At 57.4% G+C, this 20,368-nt stretch carries 19 protein-coding genes, 1 tRNA gene and 2 pseudogenes; 12 read left to right on the plus strand and 10 right to left on the minus strand.

What is annotated here, in order from left to right:
* Nucleotides 1–129 precede the first annotated feature (129 nt).
* The 4 genes from ACR0KW_RS23360 to ACR0KW_RS23375 form a co-directional block, all read right to left on the minus strand.
* On the minus strand, nt 130–309 hold the full coding sequence (locus ACR0KW_RS23360; protein WP_480807167.1) for a hypothetical protein: 180 nt from the start codon (nt 307–309) through the stop codon (nt 130–132).
* Nucleotides 266–1,546: a tyrosine-type recombinase/integrase gene (locus ACR0KW_RS23365; RefSeq protein WP_480807168.1), complete on the minus strand. Its 1,281-nt coding sequence runs from the start codon at nt 1,544–1,546 to the stop codon at nt 266–268. Before ACR0KW_RS23365 ends, ACR0KW_RS23360 begins: the two co-directional genes overlap by 44 nt.
* A 311-nt stretch (nt 1,547–1,857) precedes the next feature.
* Nucleotides 1,858–3,057 (minus strand): hypothetical protein, encoded by a 1,200-nt coding sequence (locus ACR0KW_RS23370; RefSeq protein WP_480807169.1) that lies wholly within the window; start codon nt 3,055–3,057, stop codon nt 1,858–1,860.
* 376 nt (nt 3,058–3,433) lie between these two features.
* Nucleotides 3,434–3,507 (minus strand) — tRNA-Cys (locus tag ACR0KW_RS23375).
* 226 nt (nt 3,508–3,733) lie between these two features.
* Here ACR0KW_RS23375 and ACR0KW_RS23380 point away from each other — a divergent pair.
* The 3 genes from ACR0KW_RS23380 (at nt 3,734) to ACR0KW_RS23390 (ending at nt 6,735) form a co-directional block, all read left to right on the plus strand.
* A complete protein-coding gene (locus tag ACR0KW_RS23380; protein ID WP_480807170.1) occupies nt 3,734–4,387 on the plus strand; it encodes a protein-L-isoaspartate O-methyltransferase family protein in 654 nt (217 codons plus the stop codon).
* Nucleotides 4,388–4,483: 96 nt separating this feature from the next.
* On the plus strand, nt 4,484–5,902 hold the full coding sequence (locus tag ACR0KW_RS23385; protein WP_480807171.1) for a TolC family outer membrane protein: 1,419 nt from the start codon (nt 4,484–4,486) through the stop codon (nt 5,900–5,902).
* Between the two features lie 74 nt (nt 5,903–5,976).
* Nucleotides 5,977–6,735: a hypothetical protein gene (locus ACR0KW_RS23390; RefSeq protein ID WP_480807172.1), complete on the plus strand. Its 759-nt coding sequence runs from the start codon at nt 5,977–5,979 to the stop codon at nt 6,733–6,735.
* 3 nt (nt 6,736–6,738) lie between these two features.
* Here the strand turns inward: ACR0KW_RS23390 and ACR0KW_RS23395 are convergent, their stop codons facing one another.
* Entirely contained in the window at nt 6,739–8,196 is a 1,458-nt protein-coding gene (locus tag ACR0KW_RS23395; protein WP_480807173.1) for a cobyric acid synthase, read from the minus strand.
* A gap of 60 nt (nt 8,197–8,256) precedes the next feature.
* Here ACR0KW_RS23395 and ACR0KW_RS23400 point away from each other — a divergent pair, with 60 nt between their 5' ends.
* Complete coding sequence (locus tag ACR0KW_RS23400; RefSeq protein WP_480807174.1) at nt 8,257–8,826, plus strand: cobalamin biosynthesis protein CobQ; 570 nt, start codon at nt 8,257–8,259, stop codon at nt 8,824–8,826.
* A 64-nt stretch (nt 8,827–8,890) separates the two neighbouring features.
* Here ACR0KW_RS23400 and ACR0KW_RS23405 read toward each other — a convergent pair whose 3' ends face one another.
* On the minus strand, nt 8,891–9,211 hold the full coding sequence (locus tag ACR0KW_RS23405; protein WP_037310273.1) for a DUF6280 family protein: 321 nt from the start codon (nt 9,209–9,211) through the stop codon (nt 8,891–8,893).
* Nucleotides 9,212–9,429: 218 nt separating this feature from the next.
* On the opposite strand from ACR0KW_RS23405, the gene efp reads away from it, so the two are divergent.
* A complete protein-coding gene (efp, locus tag ACR0KW_RS23410; RefSeq protein ID WP_170325421.1) occupies nt 9,430–9,993 on the plus strand; it encodes an elongation factor P in 564 nt (187 codons plus the stop codon).
* Nucleotides 9,994–10,049: 56 nt separating this feature from the next.
* On the opposite strand, the gene ACR0KW_RS23415 is transcribed toward efp, so the two are convergent.
* Together ACR0KW_RS23415 and ygfZ are read right to left on the minus strand one after the other, a co-directional pair.
* Nucleotides 10,050–10,994 (minus strand): ABC transporter transmembrane domain-containing protein, encoded by a 945-nt coding sequence (locus ACR0KW_RS23415; RefSeq protein ID WP_480807175.1) that lies wholly within the window; start codon nt 10,992–10,994, stop codon nt 10,050–10,052.
* Between the two features lie 106 nt (nt 10,995–11,100).
* Nucleotides 11,101–11,838, minus strand: a complete 738-nt coding sequence (ygfZ, locus tag ACR0KW_RS23420; RefSeq protein WP_480807181.1) for a CAF17-like 4Fe-4S cluster assembly/insertion protein YgfZ — start codon at nt 11,836–11,838, stop codon at nt 11,101–11,103.
* A gap of 73 nt (nt 11,839–11,911) precedes the next feature.
* Here ygfZ and ACR0KW_RS23425 point away from each other — a divergent pair, with 73 nt between their 5' ends.
* Nucleotides 11,912–12,586, plus strand: coding sequence for a TIGR04283 family arsenosugar biosynthesis glycosyltransferase (locus ACR0KW_RS23425; RefSeq protein WP_480807176.1), 675 nt, complete (start codon nt 11,912–11,914; stop codon nt 12,584–12,586).
* Between the two features lie 7 nt (nt 12,587–12,593).
* On the opposite strand, the pseudogene ACR0KW_RS23430 reads toward ACR0KW_RS23425, so the two are convergent.
* Nucleotides 12,594–13,340, minus strand: a pseudogene (locus ACR0KW_RS23430) (hypothetical protein); the annotation flags it as partial.
* Nucleotides 13,341–13,397: 57 nt separating this feature from the next.
* Nucleotides 13,398–14,267, minus strand: coding sequence for a MurR/RpiR family transcriptional regulator (locus tag ACR0KW_RS23435; RefSeq protein ID WP_170544979.1), 870 nt, complete (start codon nt 14,265–14,267; stop codon nt 13,398–13,400).
* A gap of 97 nt (nt 14,268–14,364) precedes the next feature.
* Here ACR0KW_RS23435 and ACR0KW_RS23440 point away from each other — a divergent pair, with 97 nt between their 5' ends.
* The 6 genes and pseudogenes from ACR0KW_RS23440 to ACR0KW_RS23465 all read left to right on the plus strand — a co-directional run.
* Nucleotides 14,365–15,177 carry an N-formylglutamate amidohydrolase gene (locus tag ACR0KW_RS23440; RefSeq protein WP_480807177.1) on the plus strand — a complete coding sequence of 271 codons (813 nt, stop codon included), beginning with the start codon at nt 14,365–14,367 and terminating at the stop codon, nt 15,175–15,177.
* Between the two features lie 8 nt (nt 15,178–15,185).
* Nucleotides 15,186–15,758: a TRAP transporter small permease subunit gene (locus ACR0KW_RS23445; protein WP_480807182.1), complete on the plus strand. Its 573-nt coding sequence runs from the start codon at nt 15,186–15,188 to the stop codon at nt 15,756–15,758.
* Nucleotides 15,755–17,074, plus strand: a complete 1,320-nt coding sequence (locus ACR0KW_RS23450; RefSeq protein ID WP_480807178.1) for a TRAP transporter large permease — start codon at nt 15,755–15,757, stop codon at nt 17,072–17,074. Before ACR0KW_RS23445 ends, ACR0KW_RS23450 begins: the two co-directional genes overlap by 4 nt.
* Before the next feature lie 51 nt (nt 17,075–17,125).
* On the plus strand, nt 17,126–18,160 hold the full coding sequence (locus ACR0KW_RS23455; protein ID WP_480807179.1) for a TRAP transporter substrate-binding protein: 1,035 nt from the start codon (nt 17,126–17,128) through the stop codon (nt 18,158–18,160).
* A 146-nt stretch (nt 18,161–18,306) separates the two neighbouring features.
* Nucleotides 18,307–19,992, plus strand: a complete 1,686-nt coding sequence (locus tag ACR0KW_RS23460; RefSeq protein ID WP_480807180.1) for a Na/Pi cotransporter family protein — start codon at nt 18,307–18,309, stop codon at nt 19,990–19,992.
* A gap of 57 nt (nt 19,993–20,049) precedes the next feature.
* Nucleotides 20,050–20,368 (plus strand): annotated as a pseudogene (locus tag ACR0KW_RS23465) (glutamine synthetase); the annotation flags it as partial.

Genomic DNA, 20,368 nt, shown 5'->3' on the forward strand with positions numbered 1-20,368 from the left:
CGCAACCCACTATGACCGCTGTCCCAAAGTATTCCTTTCTGTTATCGCGCTCGCAGCAACCGTCATCTACTGGTTATGAATCCTGACCCTAAGTAAGACGTTTGGTTGGCGCAGCAGCGGTTGCGTCAACTACCCATTCAGTATCCGCAGCAAAGTTTCGCCCTCTATCAAGTCATCGTTCTTTGCTGCCAGCGCTTTAATCGCAATCTCTTCTGTCACCACGTAGTTCTGCCGTTCAACGCCCAAGGCCGCCAGCAGCCCAGTTTCATCTAGTTTGCCTGCTGCAAGCATATTGAACGCTGTATCCACCACGCCCCCGCCATTTGCCGCCGCTTCCTTTTTTCTGGCTTTTCCGCATGTCGCGTCCGCTGTGCATTTCAGCGTTAAGCAACGGGCTGTACTTGCTGCAGTGCTTGTCCAACATCGCCGTACTGTTGCCCATTTGTTTGCTCAATGCGTGTGTGCTGATGCCGCGCTTCAAATCTCGCGTCGCGTAGTAATGCCCCAAGCTGTACAAAGTGCGGGATTTTTCATCAGCGCCAACTTTCAAACTCAAGTCCTCCAGAAGCGCATTAAATGCGCGGTTTAAGCTCGCGATGTTTGCAACATTGCCCAAGCGCGTCGTGAATACATGTTCGTTGGATTTGGCTGCGATGAGCTGAGCGAAGCTGTCGTAGCCGAAATCAGGGTTCAGCTTACTTTGTCTGTCCAAGTAGCCTTCCACTGTGTCTCGCGCTACTGCGCTTCTCTTTCGCGTTTTCCCGTCTACGTTCACAACCAAATAGCGCTCGCCGTCATTCTCCTGCCATTCAATGTTGTGCCAACGCAGCCGCAAAGCCTCTGTGCCGTGCCGCACTCCAGTGTTTGCGAGAAACAGCACATAGTTGCGTAGCACCTCGCGCGTTGCTGCTGCTTTTTTATCTTTCGTCTTTTTGTGCCAAGTGCGCAGTGCCGTATAGATTTTTTTATACTCAGCGTCCGTGAAGCTGCCTCTGCTTTCGCTTTTGACGCCTTTGTTTAGCAGAGTGGGGCGCATGGATTTTACGATCCAGCCGTGCAGCTCTGCTTCATCCAAAACTCTGTTCAGCGCTGCATTGTGATTATTGATGCCGCTTTGTGAGAATGGTTTTTTGTTCGCCTCAGTACGCCACGCGTCAAAAGCCGTCAGCGCAGCCAAATCTATCTTTGCTACATCCGAATTGCCAAAGTACGGGATGAGCCAAATACGCAGCGCTGAGAAGTAATCCTTGTAAGCTTGCTTGCCGCCACCCTCATCAAGTTCGCGTTGCATTCGCGCAATTGCATACTCTGCAACGTGCTTGAATTTGCGGGTTTGTGCGGGGAGGTGATTTTTGATGCGTGCCTTGGTTTCATGGTACAACTCAATTGCGCGTTCTTTTGCTTCCTCCAAGTCGTCCGTCTTTGTGCTTTTAACAACACGTTTGCCGTTGTCCAAAGTCAGCCGCACGTACCAATTTTCGCTGCCCTGGCGCTTATCCAGCTTCAGTTTTTTGTGCACATTTACAGTGGTAACGCCGTAGCTCATCTCGTGCTGCTTCGCCTAGTTGCCTGTTTTTTCTCAGTATACGGCAAAAGGTCTCAAAATGCAGTCGAATCTGCGCGCGGACTGTGTACGAATTGTGCACGAAAGTCGCGTGACTATATCTTGTGTTTGGAGGGTTTTATTTAGCGATTTTTGCAAGATGTTGTGGAGGCGAGTACCTGTTTTGAAATCGAACCGCTTTTTCAAAAAAGTATATTTAAAACAAAATCTTGGATTTGGTCGAGCCGTGCTGCACAGGGAAAATGTTGCGGGATTTGTTGCGGGATAGCTCGACCTAGTTTTTCTCTCTCATGCTAGGTTTTGGCTGTTAGACAGAGCACTATGAAATCCGAAAGCGTACCCCAAAGCATCTTTAGGTGTTCAGGTGAAACGCTAAAATTTGGCGAATGAACGTATCTGTTCAAGGTATCCATCGAAATAATAACGTCGCCCTGTTGAAGCTTCTTGAGTGCACCGAGGTACTTGTTGTCAATTAACCCATCGTCCAACATGTGCTGAGCTACCTTGGATATGCGAAGTGCTAGCTTATCGTTTTTGTGCACAGCGCTCACGTTCCTAACTTTCACATAATGTTCCACGCCAAGCCCAAGCAGCACGCGAAGAAGAACCGAAATAGCACTTGGATGCTGGTGAAGCTCAAGTTTGAATTGAAGCTCCTCCCATATCTCGCGAACTCTGTGCTGCTGCGCTGTCCAAGTTATACCGTGCTCAACATTTGGAATTAGATGCGGCCAGACCGTTGGTTTTGGCGGTTTTGATGAGGGTGGTTGTGGATTTGGAGGAGTCGGGCCCGGCATTGGAGTGGGCTTGGGCTTCGGCGATGGGCTGCTGGCGGTCGGCAATATGCCTTCGCGCTCCAACTGATCAATGTACCTGAGTTTGGACTCAGCGTCCCAAATATCATCAAGTGTTACTTTACGGTTAGAGAGGTCTGACGCTACACGGCTTAGTGCCTGTAAAGCTTCCTTCTTATTTCGAATGAACTCAAAGCCGTTCTTTTTTACAGAGATTCCAAGGCGATTGCGGAGGCTTTCGGCGGACAGCAAACGGTTTAAGTTAGAGCGTGGAATTTTCTGCGGTGGCAAGAGGTTTTCTTGCCGAAGGAATTTTTCAACTTCATCAGCGATGTTCAGCCCGCGATGTTTTCCTGTACGGACGACAAAGTTGTTCTTCATCCGGTCGTCCCAAGTGCTTTGACCGATACCGCTTTGAACGCCTGTGTGACGTCGAAAAAGTATGTCGTCCACTCGGTCGCGGTCATCCTCCACCCGGCATTCAATTGTATCGGGGAGCGTACCGTTCCACTCAGTTTTTAGTTTTTGAAAATACTGTTGAAGTTCGACTGTGGGTGCTCGTCTGGGTTCAGTAATGAGCTTGAGGCAGGTCGTCCGTCGGTTACCATCCGCAACTATGAACTTGCCGTCCTTGGGGTAGACCAAAGGCGGTTCGAAAATCTCGCCCTTGCTAGCTAGGTCTTTTGCGAGGTTTTTCATGTGCTGCTCTCGCAGAGCAAAAAGTTGGGCAATCGCAGCAGTTTCGTTTTCTAACTCGCCATGCCGATCGTTTGCTGGGTTCACAATAAGCGCGCTAAGCGGCAAATCTCGATATGCTATTCATAAAGTCTCATTCAAATCTGCAACTTAGAAATGTTTCCCATGCCTATGGCAAGCACGCAATAGGTGTAAATCGTCTCAAGTCACTAGGAGTGTTGTTCTTGACATTCGCCAAGCGATGTAAGGTGGTTTTTGCAGCAAAAATCGTGTTGCGGGAAATGTTGCGGGATTTTTGGCGAAATTAACGGTTTGGCGCAACGCAACCAATTGAAAGCAAAAAGTTTCAACGTGTTACGGGATTTAGTGATTAACTAAATGGAGGCGAGTACCGGAATCGAACCGGTGTACACGGATTTGCAATCCGCTGCGTCACCACTCCGCCAACTCGCCTTTTCAAGCAAAATCAAATACTTGCTGTGGTGTGGGCGGCGTTTTAACACCTTTCGTCAGGGGCGTCCAGTGGGTTGATTGAAAAATCCGTTCCCATGGGTTGGGACTTGGCGCGGTGCGACACCAAGTTCCTGCGATCCGGCCAAACTTTAACGCGACAGCCGTTGCCGGTTTCGTCTGGATATGGCACAAGCCGGACATACTTGGGACTAACATGAGCGATCCAATGACAGATTTCGCAACCCGGCGCCGCACGATGGTTGATACGCAGGTCCGACCTTCTGATGTCACGAAATTTCCTATCATTGACGCCATGCTGACCGTCCAGAGAGAGAACTTTGTGCCGGACGCGCAGCGCGAGGCCGCCTATGCCGAGGGCGTGATCGATCTGGGGAATGGGCGCTGCCTGCTGGAACCTCGGACCTTGGCCAAGATGCTGGACGTGCTGAACATCTCGAATGACGAGATTGTTTTGGATATCGCCCCCGCGATGGGATATTCCACCGCTGTCGCGGCGCGCATGGCGCAACTGGTTGTGGCCGTGGAAGAGGACGAAGTCCTTGCCGCCGAAGCGCAGACGATCCTGATGGAGGCAGAGGCCGACAACGCGATCGTGCATGTCGGTCCGCTGGAGCAGGGCGCGACCGAGCATGGCCCCTATGACGTCATCATGATTCAGGGCGGGGTAGAGCAGGTGCCTGAGGCGCTGATCGCGCAGCTCAAGGATCACGGGCGCATCGCCTGCCTGTTCGTAGAAGGAGAGCTTGGCACCGTTCGGATCGGGCACAAATCCGGGGGACGAGTGACCTGGCGTCATGCCTTTAATGCCAACGCCCCGGTTTTGCAGGCCTTTTGCGCGGAGTGTGCATTTTCGCTATAATTTCTTCTCATATTTCTCTGTTGCCTTGATTAGTTGAAAACAAAGACGCAAACTGCGGTGAGGGCAGCGTAATTTTGATTTGAGAAGGATTTAGTTATGCGTGCAAGGACGGGGACAAAGTTTGTGAAGGCTTTGGCACTAACGGCGGGTATAGCGCTGAGTGCCATTCCAGGGCGTGCGGTTTGGGCGGACAACCTGACCGATGCCTTTATCGGGGCTTACAACACCAGTGGCTTGCTGGAACAGAACCGCGCGTTGCTGCGTGCGGCTGATGAAGATGTGGCTATCGCACTGTCGGCGCTGCGCCCGATCATCAACTGGGCGGTGGAAGTCAGTCAGGACTATACGCGCAATTCCACAAGTTTGGGTGTGGTCAGGAATGAACCATCCAACTTTTTTACCGGGCTCACGCTGAGTCAGCTGATCTATGACGGCGGTTTCTCGGTTCTGGGCAAGCAATCGGCGCAGGAAACGGTTCTGGCGACACGACAGACCCTGTTGGACGTCGAACAGCAGGTCCTGTTCCGCGGCCTGAATGCCTATCTAGGTGTTTTGCTGCAGGAAGAAACTGTACAGATTCGCCTGAACAACGTCGATGTCTCGGCCGAAGAACTGCGGGCCTCGCAGGACCGTTTCGATGTGGGTGAGGTAACCCGGACGGACGTTGCACTGTCCGAGGCGCAGCTGGCAAGCTCGCAAGCGGACCTCGCGGTTGCGCGTGGTAACCTGAGCATTGCGCAGGCGGAATACGTCAACGCCGTCGGCAAAGCTCCGGGTCGTACAGCCGGTCAGCCAAGCCTGCCGAATCTGCCGCGATCCGAAGCCGAGGCCGTCGGCCTCGCGCAGCGTAATCACCCGGCCATTCAGGCAGCACAGCATCAGGTGCGTGCGCTTGACCTGTTCGTACAGCAGCAGCGTGCCAATTTGGGTCCGAATGTCAGGCTGAACGCTGATGCAGGTATCCGCGAAAGCTATGACAACGATGACAGCCTCGAAGATGCAACCATCGCACTGCGCTTTGAACAGCCGATTTATGCGGGTGGTCGTTTGGCGGCCACAGTACGCCGGGCAATGGCAACGCGGGACGCGTCGCGTGCCAACCTGCTGAATGTGCAGAAGGACATCACTCAAGGTGTTGCCGACGCCTATGCTGCATTCCAGGCCGCGACGGCTAGCCTGAGGGCATCGACCGAACGGGTCCGCGCTTCGCAGGTTGCGTTTGACGGTATCCGGGAAGAGGCGACGCTGGGCGCACGGACAACTCTGGACGTATTGAACGCCCAGCAGGACCTGCTGGACGCGCAATTGGCCGAGGTTGCATCGCGCACCGAACGGTCCCGTGCGGCGTATCAGCTGCTGCAGGCGCAGGGTCTGCTGACAGCAGAGCGTCTGGGTCTGGCCGTTCAGATCTATGATCCGACCCTCTACTACAACCTGGTGAAGAAGGCTCCGGCCCAGATCAGCAAGCAGAGCAAGGACCTGGATCGCGTTCTCAAAGCGTTGCGTCGCGACTAAGGGCCAATACTACCTGTTGTTAGGTCCGGTTTGTTTGGCTACACTCGATCCTGAGGATAGAGCGGTAGAGAACAATGACGGATAAAGTCGTAAAAGCGGGAATCGAGGACGTCCTGTCCTCGATTAAACGTCTGGTCAGCGAAGATGACCGAAAAGCGTCGGGAGTGATAACTCCGACCATCGCACGGAAGCCCAGCAGGCTGGTTCTGACCGACGCGTTGCGGGTCAACGAACCGGCGGTGCCAAAGCAGTCTCAGCCTGAAAAGAAGGAAACGGCCTATAAGGCCGAGGATTCCGTCAAGCCGATGCTTCTGCGGGCTTGCGATATTGTCAATCACGCAGAACCTGCAGTCGAACAGCAAGCAAAGGCAGAGACCGGGGACGAGGACGGCCTTGCGGACAGCCTGAGCGCCAAGATCGAAGCACTGGAAGCGGCGATTGCCCACACCGAGGACCAGTGGGAGCCGGATGGAGACAGCGATGACGCCTATTCCGGTACGCCGAACAAAATACTGGAGTGGCACGCTGAAGATGAGTTTATCGTCTCGCAAAGTTCCAGTGTATCGGCAGCTGCGCCTGAACAGCCCGTGTCTGACATCAAAGCGACTTTCATTCGTGATCCCGGGTCGTCCTCCACCACGCGCACTCAGCCTGCTGAACCGGACGTCGAAAACGCCACTCTGGCGATGAAAGAGGATGCGCTGCGTGACTTGATCGCTCAGGTCGTTCGCGAGGAGCTGCAGGGCGTTCTGGGCCAGCGCATCACCCGCAATGTTCGCAAGATGGTGCGTCGCGAGATTTACCGGGCATTGGCAGAACGAGAGCTTGACTGAGCCCTAAGACCGTTTCGGCGGCCGGGCCAGGTTCAGCAGGCGGTCCAGATCCATGTGCCGCTCCAGGTGGTCCGCCAGCGCGTCCAGCGTTTCGTCAACACCATCCTCATATGACAGGTCCGAGGTCGCGCCCAGCTGTTCCAGATAGCGGGCGCGGAACGTATCGGACGAGAAAATTCCATGCAAATAGCTGCCCCGAATGCGGCCGGTTTGGTCGGCGGCACCTTCGGGGCGGTTTTCAATCTCAAGCCAGGCGCGATCGCAATCGGGGCCTTCGGTCCGGCCCATGTGAATCTCGTATCCGGTGACCGGTTCGTTTTCGGGAACGGTGCGCGCCGTGCGCAGAGTGACCTGTTTTTCACCAGCCATGGTGGTGGTCACATCCAACAGCCCCAGGCCCTCAACCGTGCCTGGGCGACCGTCCACTCCATCGGGATCGGCAATGGTTTTACCCAGCATCTGATAGCCACCGCACAGGCCCAGCACATGGCCGCCCCGGCGGACATGGGCGTACAGGTCGATATCCCAGCCCTGCGCCCGGAAATAGGTCAGATCGCCGATGGTGGACTTGCTGCCGGGCAGTAGCACCAGATCGGCATCGCCGGGCAGGGGGCGTCCGGCGGGGATGATCTCGACCGTGACGCCAGGTTCGGCAGACAGCGGATCGAGATCGTCGAAATTGGCCATCCGCTCCAGTTGCGGCACGACAACCTTGCAGGCCCCGCCACTGTGGGACCGGATGTCCATCATATCTTCAGCGGGCAGTTTCCAGGCGTTGTGGAACCAGGGCACAACGCCCAGGCAAGGCCAGCCGGTGCGCGCGGCAATGTCATCGCGCCCCTCGTCGAACAGCGAGACATCGCCCTTGAACCGGTTGACCGCAAAGCCACGGATCATCTCAAGATCACCGGCCTCCAGCACCGCCTGCGTGCCCACGATCTGAGCGATCACGCCGCCGCGGTGGATATCTCCGACCAGAACGACCGGCACATCAGCGGCGCAGGCAAAGCCCATATTGGCGATGTCGCCCTTGCGCAGGTTGGTCTCGGCCGGACTGCCGGCCCCTTCGATCAGCACCAGATCGGCGTCGCTGCACAGCCGGTCAAAACTCTCCAACGCGGCACCCAGCAGTTTGGATTTATCCTTGCGATAATCGCCCGCCTTCATCGTGCCCGCGCGCTGGCCCTGAACGATGATCTGCGCGCCGGTGTCGGTTTCCGGTTTCAGCAGGATCGGATTCATGTCGGTGTGGGTGGGGCGCATGGCGGCGCGTGCCTGCAAGGCCTGCGCCCGGCCGATTTCGCCCCCGTTTTCGGTCACGGCGGCATTGTTCGACATGTTCTGCGGCTTGAACGGAGCCACCTTTAATCCCCGCCGCGTATAGGCGCGCGCCAGCCCGGCAACCAAAACCGATTTTCCGACATTGCTGCCGGTGCCCTGAATCATGATGGCGCGAACCATAGCCGTCTCCTATACGTTGACGCGCAAATGACCTGATTTGAGCCCAAAGGGAAAGCCCGGATGAACACGCCCGCACATCTTTTGATCGGTGCCGCTGCTTTTGCGCGGCCAGCGCGGGGGCGTATCCTGGCGGCGGCTGTGCTGGGGTCGTTGCTGCCCGACCTGTCGCTGTACGTGATGGCGGGCGTTTCGCTGTACGTGCTGGGTATTCCCGAGCAGGTGGTGTTCGATCAACTTTACTTTTCCCCCGCCTGGCAGACTGTTTTTGCCATCGACAACTCATTCATCCTGTGGGGGCTGGCGCTGTGGGTTAGTCTGTGGTGGGGGTGGCGTTTCCTGACGGTAGCCGCGTCCGCGGGCCTTCTTCATCTGGCGATGGATTTCCTGCTGCACGCGGGTGACGGGCGGCCGCAATTCTGGCCGCTGAGCGATTGGGTCTTTCACAGCCCGGTCAGCTATTGGGACAGCACTCATCACGCCCTTTGGGTCGCGCCGGTTTCAATTGCGGTTTGCGCGGGGGGCTATGTCGTACTGTGGAACAGGGGGCTATCCGTATCCGCGAAACTATTCTTTGCCGTCCTGTTGGGGGCCGAAATCTGGGTGGCCCGCCAGTGGCTGCTGTTTTTTTGACAGGCAAAAGAAAAACGCGCCCCGGAGTACGGAGGCGCGCTTTTTCGTTCAGAAGTCGCTTGATTTACGCGGCTTCTGCCTGCTGAGCGGCATTGCGGCGCTCGCTTTCTTCACGCGACAGCGCGACCGAGGTCCGCACGCCACGACCAACGAACTCCATCAGTCCGCTGACAACCCGTTCGTTCGGGTCAATACCCGCGCAAGAAAGCACTTCGCGACCATCGCGCGAGCGTGCCCAGCGGGCGATCTGTTCGGGGCCATTGCCGTATTTCTTGTCATCGGCGATAGCGTCATCAAGTGCAGCCAACACAACGGCCGCGAAAAGTTTGCGTGCACGATTGCCTTGTTCATTGTTAAAGGCAGTGCCGTCAACGAAATCTCTCATCTCGTCTTCCTTGTTGTTCTTGCTCTTGCATTTTCGGCGTGACGGTCCTTATGACCTATTCAACGTGATTCGGATACAGCTAAAATGCATAGTTGCGTTGCGTCATGTGCATGGCTTACTGCAAGTGCAGCACAAGGTCTCGTTGTCTTGTCAGGTGTTGTCCTGCCAGATATAGGGACGGGAACTGACGCATCAACCGTTTGTGAAGGAATTATGTAATGCCCAAGATAAATGGGAACGAAATTCGCCCCGGCAATGTGCTTGAGCATAACGACGGGCTGTGGGCCGCAGTTAAAGTTGACCACGTAAAGCCCGGTAAAGGCGGCGCTTTCGCGCAGGTCGAACTGCGCAACCTGCGCAATGGCTCGAAGCTGAACGAGCGCTTCCGCTCGGCGGACAAGGTAGAACGTGTACGTCTTGAGCAGAAGGATCAGCAGTTCCTGTACGAATCCGACGGCATGCTCGTTTTCATGGATTCCGAGACCTATGAGCAGATCGAACTGCCCGCCGAACTGCTGGGCGAACGCCGCCCGTTTCTGCAGGACGGCATGACCATCGTCGTCGAATTTTATGAATCCGAAGCGCTGAACGCCACGCTGCCGCAAAAAGTGACCTGCAAGATCGTCGAGACAGAGCCGGTCGTCAAAGGCCAGACCGCTGCGAATTCGTTCAAACCGGCCATTCTGGACAACGGCGTCAAGGTCATGGTGCCGCCGTTCATCGGACAGGATGAGATGATTGTGGTGAATACCGAGACCATGGAATATTCCGAGCGCGCGTAACTCTGCGTTTGTTCGAAACAGAAAAGACCGCGCAGGCACCCGCCACGCGGTCTTTTTTAATGCCGGTTCTTCAGATACCGATAGCGCTCCGGGTGGGGGCCGAAGAGTTCCATCATCAACTCGTATTTGATGCGGTTGGCGCTGACCTGCCGGTAGAAGGCAATCAGAAAGGCGGTCGGCCCCTGAATACGGCTGAGGCCGCTGGTGGCCGCAACCACGGTACCGACATCTGTTTTTCCGTTCAGAACCAGATAACCACCCAGCATCAAAACGCCGACCGTACCCGCGCCATTGATGACGCTCAGCAGGAATTTGGCTGACAGTTTCCACAGGAACATGCGGCGCCGGGTTTCAAAGATATCGTCGAATAGGGCGTCAACATCGCGTGCCACATCGTTGATATCTTCGATCGCCAGCTTGTCGGTGGAGTTGCGCAGAATGCGAACACGCTCGGCCACGAAGATGTTCACCTTGCGCTGTGAGATCAGCACGATGACAATCTGCGGCACGATCATAGAAAGGGCGATCATGCCCAATCCGGGCTGGGTTGACGAGATATAGCCGATCACGCTGATCAGCGTGCCAATCTGTACCACAGGGTCCGAGAACGCGCCTCCGGCGAACTTGCCCAGTTCTTCGGCTTCGGCCGAGATGGCGGTGGTCATTGTGCCCTTGCGGACGGATTCCCCAGTTTCATGTAAGTCCGATGCACGGACCAGTAGCCGCTGGCGGATCATGCGGATGATATCCTCGCCCAGCGTGCCCGCGCGATAGCCCAACAACCATTTCAAGGCGAGGCTCAGCAGGATGACTGACATCATGCCTGTGCCCAGATAGATCAACCGTTCCGTGCTGATATCATCCGAGGTGAGGTGGTTGATGATATCGCGCTGAAATTCCAGCGGAACCGCCGCCAGAGCGGCGATGGCGATGGACAGAATAATAAGGATAATCTGCCGACCGGCGCTGGCGCGCCAGATCGCTCTGTACAGCTTAAACATAGACGCACCCGGGTCTTTGAACTGGCGCCAGTGTGGCAGCGACATGGGTCTTGTTCAAACGGTGCGGCGCTGCTTGGCACCTAAGCCGTGCCGGAATGGCAACATGTTACGTCGTCAGAGTGACCGTTGCCCCATCGGCCTGCATGTCGCCAGTCGCGCGGTCAAGGCGCAGATAGGCGATGCCTTGGCCATTCGACTGGGTGAACAATGTGCCCGCCGCTTTGCCGCCGGAAAGGATCTCGGTTCCGACGGGGGCAGAGCCATCAACGCTGACGCTGCGCAGCCCTTTGCGCAATTCGGTCTTGTGCTTCATCCGTGCGGTGACTTCCTGCCCGACATAGCAGCCCTTTTTGAAATCGACGCCGTTCAGGGCCTCGAACCCGGATTCGAGTATATAGCTGTCTGGCGTCAGCTCGATGCCGGTTTCCGGGATGCAGTGTTGCACGCGGATGGCGTCCCAATCGGTGCCGTCGTCGGTTTCTGCCTCGGTCGTATAGGCGCGCCAGCCCATATCGGCGTGGCGTGGATCAGGCAGGGCGCCTTCTGGTGCCGGCCCCGTGCCGCGTTGCAGGTGCAGGCCGCTGTCTTCGATCGCAACATCGGCGCGCAGTTTGTACATGCTCAGCCGTTTGACGAAGCCGTTAGCGATATCCTCAGAGACGTCCAGCAGCACCGTATCACCATCGCGTTTTAGAAAAAAATCCGCCAGATACTTGCCCTGAGGGGTCAGCAAGGCTGCATAGACCAGCCCGTTGTCCAGCCCGGCAATATCATTGGTCACCAGCCCCTGAAGAAAGCTGTCAGTGTCCGACCCGCTAAGGCGCAGAATACGGCGATTGGGCATCGGGTGGTCCTCGTCATTTCCCTCGGCCCCGTGATATAGGAGTTCCCGCCGCCATGACCAGAGGGTATCCGCCTTGCCAGCATCGATCAGCATCGTCATCCCGACCCTGAACGCGGGCGAGGCCCTGCCGGAATCCTTGCCAGCGCTGATGGAGGGTCTGCACTCGGGGTTGATCCGCGAGCTGATTGTGACCGATGGAGGATCGACCGATCCGACGCTTGAAATCGCGGATGAGGCGGGGGCTGAGATCGTTACCGGCGCGCCCTCACGCGGGGGACAGTTGCGGCGGGGCTGTGCCGAGGCCAAAGGTGATTGGTTATTGGTCCTGCACGCCGATACCGTATTGCAGGACGGTTGGAGCAAAGAGGTGGGCGAACACCTTGCCTCTGGCAAGCCCGCCGCGTTTCGTTTGACCTTTGGGGCAAAAGGATTTGGTCCCGCATGGGTCGCGGGGTGGGCCAATCTGCGCAGCCGGGTGTTTGGTCTGCCTTATGGGGATCAGGGCCTGCTGGTGCCGCGTTCTTTGTATGAGCAGGTCGGAGGTTTTCCCGATCAGCCACTGATGGAGGACGTGGCGCTGGTTCGTGCCTTACCCAATATCACTATGCTGAACACCCGAGCGGTCACGAGTGCGGAGCGTTATGCGCGGGTGGGGTGGTTGCGTCGGGGGGCTCGGAATCTGTGGACTCTGATGCGGTATTTTCTAGGGGCTGATCCGGAGCAACTGGCACAGGCCTATCGGCGGTAAGTGTCGTTCGCAGCTCGACAATGGATTTGCCCAGACGGAACGGCGCGGCAAAGCTGACCAGACACAGAGCGATGATCTGCAGCACCAGAATATGGGCGTTGGCCTGCAGATATTCCCATTCGTCCTTAAGTTTGCCGACCTGATCGACCAGATCATCATAGCTTTGCGCAAGGATCAGATAATCTCCGGCAATCGCAGGCACTTTGCGACGCATGTTGTCGATGGCAGCCTGAGTTTTGTCGTCCAGTGTGGTGAAGACCAGAAACTGGTCGATATCGAACGCATCGGCCTTGGCGGCCATCTGGTCCATCTCGTCCTTTTCCTGCCGTCCGAACAGGAAATGCAGCCCTTGCAGCGGGGCGACCTCATTGGTCACGGCGATGAAAAGGGGCAAGTCGGCGTTGCTGGCGGTTGAGGCCGACAGGAACTCGACCCTGTCGCACAATACGGCGGTGTCCGGGTCATAGGCCGGATCGCAAAACCGCAGCCGGAACCGCGCGGCGTCGCGGTCAAAGGCCAGTGTGGCGGCATAGGCGACATCGATCTGCCGATCCAGTCGTGAACTGTCCGACGTATAAAGCCCCGCCAGAACTGCTACCAATGCGCCAATTCCACCCAGAACAACCCAGACGAGGTCGGCCAGTTTCCACGCCCTGTGCCCCGCAGGTTTGCGAAACAGAAAGGCGGTGCCAATTGATCCGGCCAGAAAGAACAGGATCAGCAGCGGCAACTGGTTCTCGGTCACGAATGTCATGACACCAAAGTGACCACCTGCCAGCGTGCTGGCAACACTCCTCACGGGCAGTTGTAGTTAAGAGCCAGAGCTTTGGCCGAATTTCCGGAACAGCTTGGTGCGGTCAAAGGCCTGTTCCAGTTCAGCGGTGCGCTCCTTGACCGAATCCCACAGCCGTTCCTGCACCTCGGCGATAACGCATTCCATCAGCACCAGGATCGACGCCATCGAGTCCCATGCTGACGGCACCGCAATCCGAGCAGCGAATGTGTGTTTGGCTACCCTGTGAATGGGCGAGCGCCACTGATCGGTGAACAACACGATCTCCGCCTCGCGTTCCTGACAGAGCTGCCCGATCAGCATGGTCGAGTTCTCATAGCGCCGCACATCCAGCGCGATCAGCACGTCATCCTTGCGCACATCCAGCAGATCATGGGTCCATGAGGCCGCAAAGGGCAGCATCCGCACATCGGGGCGGATCATCTGCAGGTGCAGATAGAGATACTGGGCCAGCGCGCCGGTGATACGCCCTCCGGTGATGAAAATGCGCCGGTCGGGATCGCAGAGCAGGCTGCAGAAACTGTCGAACTCCGCCGGATCGACCTCATCAATCGTGCGTTTTTGATTGGCCAGTGCCTGTTGGGAGTAGCGGTTCAGGATATGCTCTTCGGGCAGGTCGTTCTGCCAGACGTCGCGCTTGGCAGCAGGTCCCGAGATCATCTCCTTGACCTCGCCCCGCAAGGCCGCCTGAAATTGCGGATAGCCATCAAACCCGGTTTTCTGCAACATCCGCGCAACCGTAGTGGTCGAGACCGAGGCCGCGCTGGCCAGTTCGGTAATGCTGCCAAGGCCGGCCATGGGGTAGTCGTCCAGCAGGACGCTGATCAGTTGCCGTTCAGACGGGGTCATCTTGTCCCGATGGGCCAGCAGCCTGTCCGTTACCCGCACCTATGGGTCCTCCTGCATCAGCAATGGCAGATTGTGCAAAATTTTTCACCACAACTTGCTCTGATGAATTCTTTACAGGAAAAATATTGACAGGTGAATGCTTCATGTGGAAATTTTTTCACAAGCCACACTCACGGAATCGCAGGGCGGTACATTGGACTTCGGAACGGTTGTTCACACGGATAGGACGGACGGCGCACCAAAGGTGCTGCTGGTGTGCGAACATGCGTCGAGCCGCATTCCGGCATTTCTGGGCGACATGGGTCTGACGGCCGAGGCGCGGGAAAGCCACATCGCCTGGGACCCGGGCGCGCTGGGCGTTGCGCAGCAGATGGCCGGGTTGATGTCTGCGCCGCTGGTCCACGGAGGGGTCTCCAGACTGGTCTATGACTGCAACCGCCCACCCGAGGCTGCGGGTGCCATGCCGATCAAAAGCGAACAGTACGATATCCCAGCCAATGCCCAGATGACGCCTGATGAACGTCAGGCGCGGGTTGAGAACATCTATGTTCCCTTTACGCAGGCGGTCTCAGGTCAGATCGCGCAGCACCGCCCGTCGTTGCAGCTGATGGTCACCGTGCACAGTTTCACGCCGGTTTTTAATGGCCATCAGCGGGCGGTTGAGTTGGGCATCCTGCATGGCCGCGACGACCGGTTTGCTGTGGCGATGATGGGGGCAGTGCCCGCGCGGCCATCCTTTGTGACCCGTCTGAACGAGCCGTATTCTGCTGCCGACGGGGTGGCGCATACGTTGGATGCGCAGGCTTATCCAAACGGATTGCTGAACGTCATGATCGAGATCCGCAATGATCTGATCCGGACGCCACAGCAGCAACAGGCCATGGCCGAGCATCTGGTGCCGTGGATCGACCGCACGCTTTCCGGGTTCGGGGAAGGGGGGGGCGCGTGATCAAGGTGATGGCGTCATATGTACGGGTCGTTGATGCGATCAACTATCGGATCGGTCGGGTGATGATGTGGGGCCTGTTCGTGATGATGGGGATCCTGCTGTGGTCGTCGATCTCGAAAACGTTCTTCCTGCCGTCACTCTGGACGCTGGAAATGGCGCAGTTTGCGATGGTGACCTATTACATCGTCGGCGGGCCGTATTCGATCCAGCTGGGTTCGAACGTGCGGATGGATTTGTTTTACCACAACTGGAGCCACAAAAAGAAAGCGTGGTTCGACGCCTTCACCGTGCTGCTGCTGATCCTGTATCTGGGCGTGCTGTTCTATGGCGGGCTGGGGTCGACGGCCTACAGCCTTGGCTATTGGGGTGACGCGCCGGTCTCGTATTTCACCGGCCTGCTGACCGGCAGTGAAGAGATCGGACGGCTCGAGCGATCCTCGACCGCATGGCGGCCCTATATCTGGCCGGTCAAGGCCATCATGGTGTTCGGCTTTTTCCTGATGCTGCTACAGGCAATATCGGAATTCTTTAAAGACATAGCCCGGATCAACGGGCAGGAAATCGGGGTGAGCCGGGCATGAGCCAGGAATTTATCGCCATCTTCATGTTCGCGCTGATGATGCTGATGCTGTTCACCGGACAGCGCGTCTTTGGTGCGATCGGTGCGGTTGCAACAATCGCCGCGCTGGCGCTGTGGGGCACCGGGGGACAGGATATTACCTTTTCAGCCGCGATGAAGCTGATGAAATGGTACCCGCTGCTGACGCTGCCGATGTTCATCTTCATGGGCTATGTGCTGAGCGAGAGCCGTCTGGCCGATGACCTGTATCGCATGTTCCATGTGTGGATGGGGCCAGTTAATGGCGGGCTGGCCATCGGGACTATCGGTTTGATGGTGCTGGTCTCGGCCATGAACGGGCTCAGCGTCGCAGGGATGGCCATCGGCGCGACCATTGCGCTGCCGGAGCTGCTGCGGCGGGGGTATGACAAGACAATGGTGACCGGGGTCATTCAGGCCGGGTCCAGTCTGGGCATCCTTGTGCCACCCTCTGTTGTTCTGGTGCTTTACGCCATGATCGCGCGTCAACCGGTTGGTCAGCTGTGGCTGGCCGGTATCCTGCCGGGTCTGCTGATGGCGGGACTGTTCATCCTCTACATCTGGATTCGCTGCCGCATTCAACCTGAACTCGGCCCGGCGATGGAAGACGCGCATGAGGTGCCGTGGTCCGAGAAAATCCGGCTGCTTGGGGCAGGGGCGCTGCCACTGATCATTTTCGCGGCGATGATGGTTCCATTTGTGAACGGCTGGACCTCGCTGGTGGAAAGCTCGGCCATTGGAGCGCTGACGGCGCTGGTCGTGTCGGTCGTCAAACGCCGGATGACGTGGAAGATTTTCGAGGATTGCACCAAACAGACAATGGCAATCTCGTGCATGTTCATGTGGATCATCCTTGCGGCGCTGGGCTTTGGCGCGGTTTTCGACGGCCTCGGCGCGGTAAAAGCGATCGAGAACCTGTTCACCGAACAACTCGGCCTGTCGCCTTGGATGATCCTGATCCTGATGCAGCTCAGCTTTATCGTGATGGGCACGTTTCTGGACGACACCGCGATGCTGGTGATCGTGGCGCCGCTCTATGTGCCGCTGGTTGGCGCGCTTGGTTTTGACCTGATCTGGTACGGGGTGCTGTATACGATCACGACGCAGATTGCTTATATGACGCCGCCCTTCGGTTATAACCTGTTCCTGATGCGCGCGATGGCACCGCCCGAGATCGGGTTGAAGGACATCTACCGCTCAATCATTCCATTTGTCGGCGTGATGGTGCTGGCCCTAATCATTATTATGATATTCCCGGAAATTGCACTTTGGTTGCCCGGCTATATCTATGGAAATTAACAAGAATGCCCGGCGAATGGGCACGCAAACTTCAACGGAGAGGAAATTGACATGACGACAAGACGTAAGTTTCTGAAGACCGCCGGGGTGGGCGTTGCCGCCGCACCGCTGGCTACGCCTGCGCTGGCACAAGGTACGATTACATGGCGGATGCAGACCTATGCAGGCCCGGCTCTGGCCGAGCACGTGATCGATCCGGCCATCAAGATGTTCAATCAGATCGCTGGTGACCGGATGCAAATCGAGTTGTTTTATGCGGACCAACTGGTTCCGACAGGCGAGCTGTTCCGCGCCATGCAAAAAGGTACCATCGACGCGGTGCAGTCGGACGATGACTCGATGGCGTCGCCCACCGAAGTCACCGTCTTCGGCGGCTATTTCCCGTTTGCCTCGCGCTATTCTCTGGACGTGCCGGTTCTGTTCAACCAGTGGGGCCTGAACGAGATCTGGGACGAGGAGTACTCGAAGGTCGGCGTGAAACACATCAGCGCTGGTGCATGGGACCCGTGCCACTTTGCCACCAAGGACCCGATCAACAGCCTTGCGGACCTGCAAGGTAAACGCGTCTTTACCTTCCCGACGGCGGGCCGCTTCCTGTCGCAATTCGGCGTCGTACCAGTGACCCTGCCGTGGGAAGACATCGAGGTGGCCGTGCAGACCGGCGAGCTGGACGGGATCGCGTGGTCGGGCATCACCGAAGACTACACGGTGGGATGGGCCGACGTGACCAATTATTTCCTGACCAACAACATCTCGGGCGCTTGGGCGGGTCACTTCTTTGCCAATATGGACCGCTGGAATGAACTGCCCGAAGATCTTCAGACCCTGTTCAAGGTTTGCTGTGATCAGTCGCACTACTATCGTCAGTGGTGGTATTGGGGTGGGGAAGCCAATCTGCGCGTGAACGGCACCAAGATGCAGCTGACCACCATCCCGGATGAAGAATGGGCGACCGTTGAAGCCGCGGCCGTGAAGTTCTGGGACGAAATTGCCGCCGAGTCCGAAACCAAGGCTAAGGTTGTCGATATCTTCAAACGCTACAATGCCGAAATGCTTAAGGCCGGACGGCCTTATCGCTATGGCTAAATGACCCAATTCCGGCGCGTTAGCGATACCACGCGCCGGAATTTGACCACAGGAAACAACACTGCGAATGTTAGCATCCGTTTTGAGACCAACAAAAAAACTCTGGGCGCGCAGCTGTGCGACCCGGACCAGCGGGGTGTGAACAGATGGCAATCGCAGGCTTTTTGATCGAGATTTTTGCAGCAACAATGTTGCTGCTGTTCGCCGTGCGACTGGTGCGCACAGGAATTGAACGGCGCTTTGGGGCGCTGTTTCAATCGATCCTGACGCGTCACTCGAACACATTTGTTGCGGGTGGGGCCGGTATGGTTCTGGCGACGATCCTGCAAAGCTCGGCCGCGGTGGCGGTTCTGCTGACCGGGTTTGCGGCGGCGGGGATGGTTACATTTGGCCTGGCACTGGCCGGTGTACTGGGTGCTGACTTGGGGTCAGCCCTGATCATTCAAGTGCTGTCCTATGATCTGGGATGGTTGCAACCGGTGCTGCTGGCGCTGGGCGGGTGGCTGTATCTCAAGTCCGACCGGGCCAACGTGCGGCTGATCGGGCGGATTGTTCTGGGCATCGCCTTTATTCTGTTGTCGCTTCAGCTCCTGCGCGATGCGGTTGAGCCAATCAGGGAAAGCGCCTTTTTGCCGGCTATCGCGGGCTATTTGGAAAACGACTACTTCAGTGCCTTCATCGTGGGTGCGGTGCTGGCCTTTGTCATGCATAGCTCGGTCGCGACGATCCTAATGTGCGTGACGCTGGTGCAGATCGGGGCGATCCCCTTTGCCGCCGGGCTGTCGTTGGTGCTGGGGGCAAATCTGGGTTCAGCCTTTATCCCGATCTGGTTGACGCGTGACATGACCATCTCTGCCCGGCGCATTCCCTGGGCCAACCTGTTTTTGCGGGGCAGTGCGGCGCTGGTGATGCTGATCGTGGTCAACGTCAGCGGCGCGCATGAGGCGCTGATGGTCGCCGGGGCGGGACAGTCGCTGATCCTGGCGCATATCGGGTTCAACCTGACTGTGTTTGTGCTTGCCACCGGGTTCGTGAACTGGATGGAGCGCCCGATGGCCCTGCTGCTGCCCGAACCGAAGGTTGAGGCAAACGTGATGGATCAGTTCACGGATGCGCTCAGCCCGTTGAGTGATCCCAGCGCATCCGGGGCGAATGTGGCTATGTCCTCGGTCCGGCATGAGCTTTTGCAGATGGTCACGCAGGTCGAACGCATGTTCCGCCCGGTGCTGGATATCTATGAACAGGACGACAGCGACGCCATCTCGGCCCTGTGGCAGCAGGATGAGAGGGTGAACGCGCAGCTCACCGAAATCCGCCGCTTTGTCGCACGGATGCCGCGCCAGAACATGAGTAAGGCGCAGATCAAGGCAGCCCGTGAGCTGGTGGAATACGCCATCCGGCTTGAGGCGGCGGGTGACGTGGTGTCCAACCGCATGACCCGCACAGCCCAGATCAAACACACCGAACGCACCGAGTTTTCCGCGCAGGGGTGGAAAGAGCTGTCAGATCTGCACGCGGCCATTCTGGAGAGCTTCTCACTGGCCCGCCACGTGCTGTTGGTCGACGACATGGACTGCGCCCGGCGGCTGGTGTTGGACAAGGCCGAGGTCAAACGGATGTCGCGTCAAAGCCGCAAGGCACATCTGAAACGGTTGGAGCGGGGGCAGACAGTAAGCTTCCAGTCCAGCGATCTGCATCTTGAGACGTTGCGTGCGATGCGCGACCTGCACGGCCACATCGCGGCCATCGCCTATCCGATCCTCTACAAGAGCGGACAGGTTCTTGAGACGCGTCTGGTGATGGAAATGGAAAAAGACGCGGCCGACGACTGACGGCCGTGAAAGGGAGCACGAGACCGGGGTCTCGGAGGGTAACAGAGGATGAACGGGATGGGCAATGAGGCGCGTTTGGACGACCTGAAGGCTAAGGTGGACGCGGGCGAGGTGGATACCGTGCTGGTCTGCATGGTCGACATGCAGGGGCGTTTGATGGGCAAGCGGTTTCATGCCGGGCATTTCGTGGCGGGCGCTTGGCAGGAAACCCATTGCTGCAATTATCTGCTGGCCACCGATCTTGAGATGGCGACCCCCGATGGCTATGCGGCCACCAGTTGGGAACGGGGTTACGGTGACTATGTCATGAAACCGGACCTCAGCACCCTGCGCCCGGTGCCGTGGCTGGAAGGCACTGCGATGGTGATGTGTGACG

This window comes from Ruegeria sp. CG11, assembly GCF_056537245.1.

What these genes read in the sequence shown, in the direction of transcription:
- ACR0KW_RS23365 (WP_480807168.1), bottom strand. Translation starts at nt 1,546, where the DNA reads ATGAGCTACGGCGTTACCACTGTAAATGTGCACAAAAAACTGAAGCTG.
- ACR0KW_RS23370 (WP_480807169.1), bottom strand. Translation starts at nt 3,057, where the DNA reads ATGAAAAACCTCGCAAAAGACCTAGCTAGCAAGGGCGAGATTTTCGAA.
- ACR0KW_RS23380 (WP_480807170.1), top strand. Translation starts at nt 3,734, where the DNA reads ATGACAGATTTCGCAACCCGGCGCCGCACGATGGTTGATACGCAGGTC.
- ACR0KW_RS23385 (WP_480807171.1), top strand. Translation starts at nt 4,484, where the DNA reads ATGCGTGCAAGGACGGGGACAAAGTTTGTGAAGGCTTTGGCACTAACG.
- ACR0KW_RS23390 (WP_480807172.1), top strand. Translation starts at nt 5,977, where the DNA reads ATGACGGATAAAGTCGTAAAAGCGGGAATCGAGGACGTCCTGTCCTCG.
- ACR0KW_RS23395 (WP_480807173.1), bottom strand. Translation starts at nt 8,196, where the DNA reads ATGGTTCGCGCCATCATGATTCAGGGCACCGGCAGCAATGTCGGAAAA.
- ACR0KW_RS23400 (WP_480807174.1), top strand. Translation starts at nt 8,257, where the DNA reads ATGAACACGCCCGCACATCTTTTGATCGGTGCCGCTGCTTTTGCGCGG.
- ACR0KW_RS23405 (WP_037310273.1), bottom strand. Translation starts at nt 9,211, where the DNA reads ATGAGAGATTTCGTTGACGGCACTGCCTTTAACAATGAACAAGGCAAT.
- efp (WP_170325421.1), top strand. Translation starts at nt 9,430, where the DNA reads ATGCCCAAGATAAATGGGAACGAAATTCGCCCCGGCAATGTGCTTGAG.
- ACR0KW_RS23415 (WP_480807175.1), bottom strand. Translation starts at nt 10,994, where the DNA reads ATGTTTAAGCTGTACAGAGCGATCTGGCGCGCCAGCGCCGGTCGGCAG.
- ygfZ (WP_480807181.1), bottom strand. Translation starts at nt 11,838, where the DNA reads ATGCCCAATCGCCGTATTCTGCGCCTTAGCGGGTCGGACACTGACAGC.
- ACR0KW_RS23440 (WP_480807177.1), top strand. Translation starts at nt 14,365, where the DNA reads ATGCTTCATGTGGAAATTTTTTCACAAGCCACACTCACGGAATCGCAG.
- ACR0KW_RS23445 (WP_480807182.1), top strand. Translation starts at nt 15,186, where the DNA reads ATGGCGTCATATGTACGGGTCGTTGATGCGATCAACTATCGGATCGGT.
- ACR0KW_RS23450 (WP_480807178.1), top strand. Translation starts at nt 15,755, where the DNA reads ATGAGCCAGGAATTTATCGCCATCTTCATGTTCGCGCTGATGATGCTG.
- ACR0KW_RS23455 (WP_480807179.1), top strand. Translation starts at nt 17,126, where the DNA reads ATGACGACAAGACGTAAGTTTCTGAAGACCGCCGGGGTGGGCGTTGCC.
- ACR0KW_RS23460 (WP_480807180.1), top strand. Translation starts at nt 18,307, where the DNA reads ATGGCAATCGCAGGCTTTTTGATCGAGATTTTTGCAGCAACAATGTTG.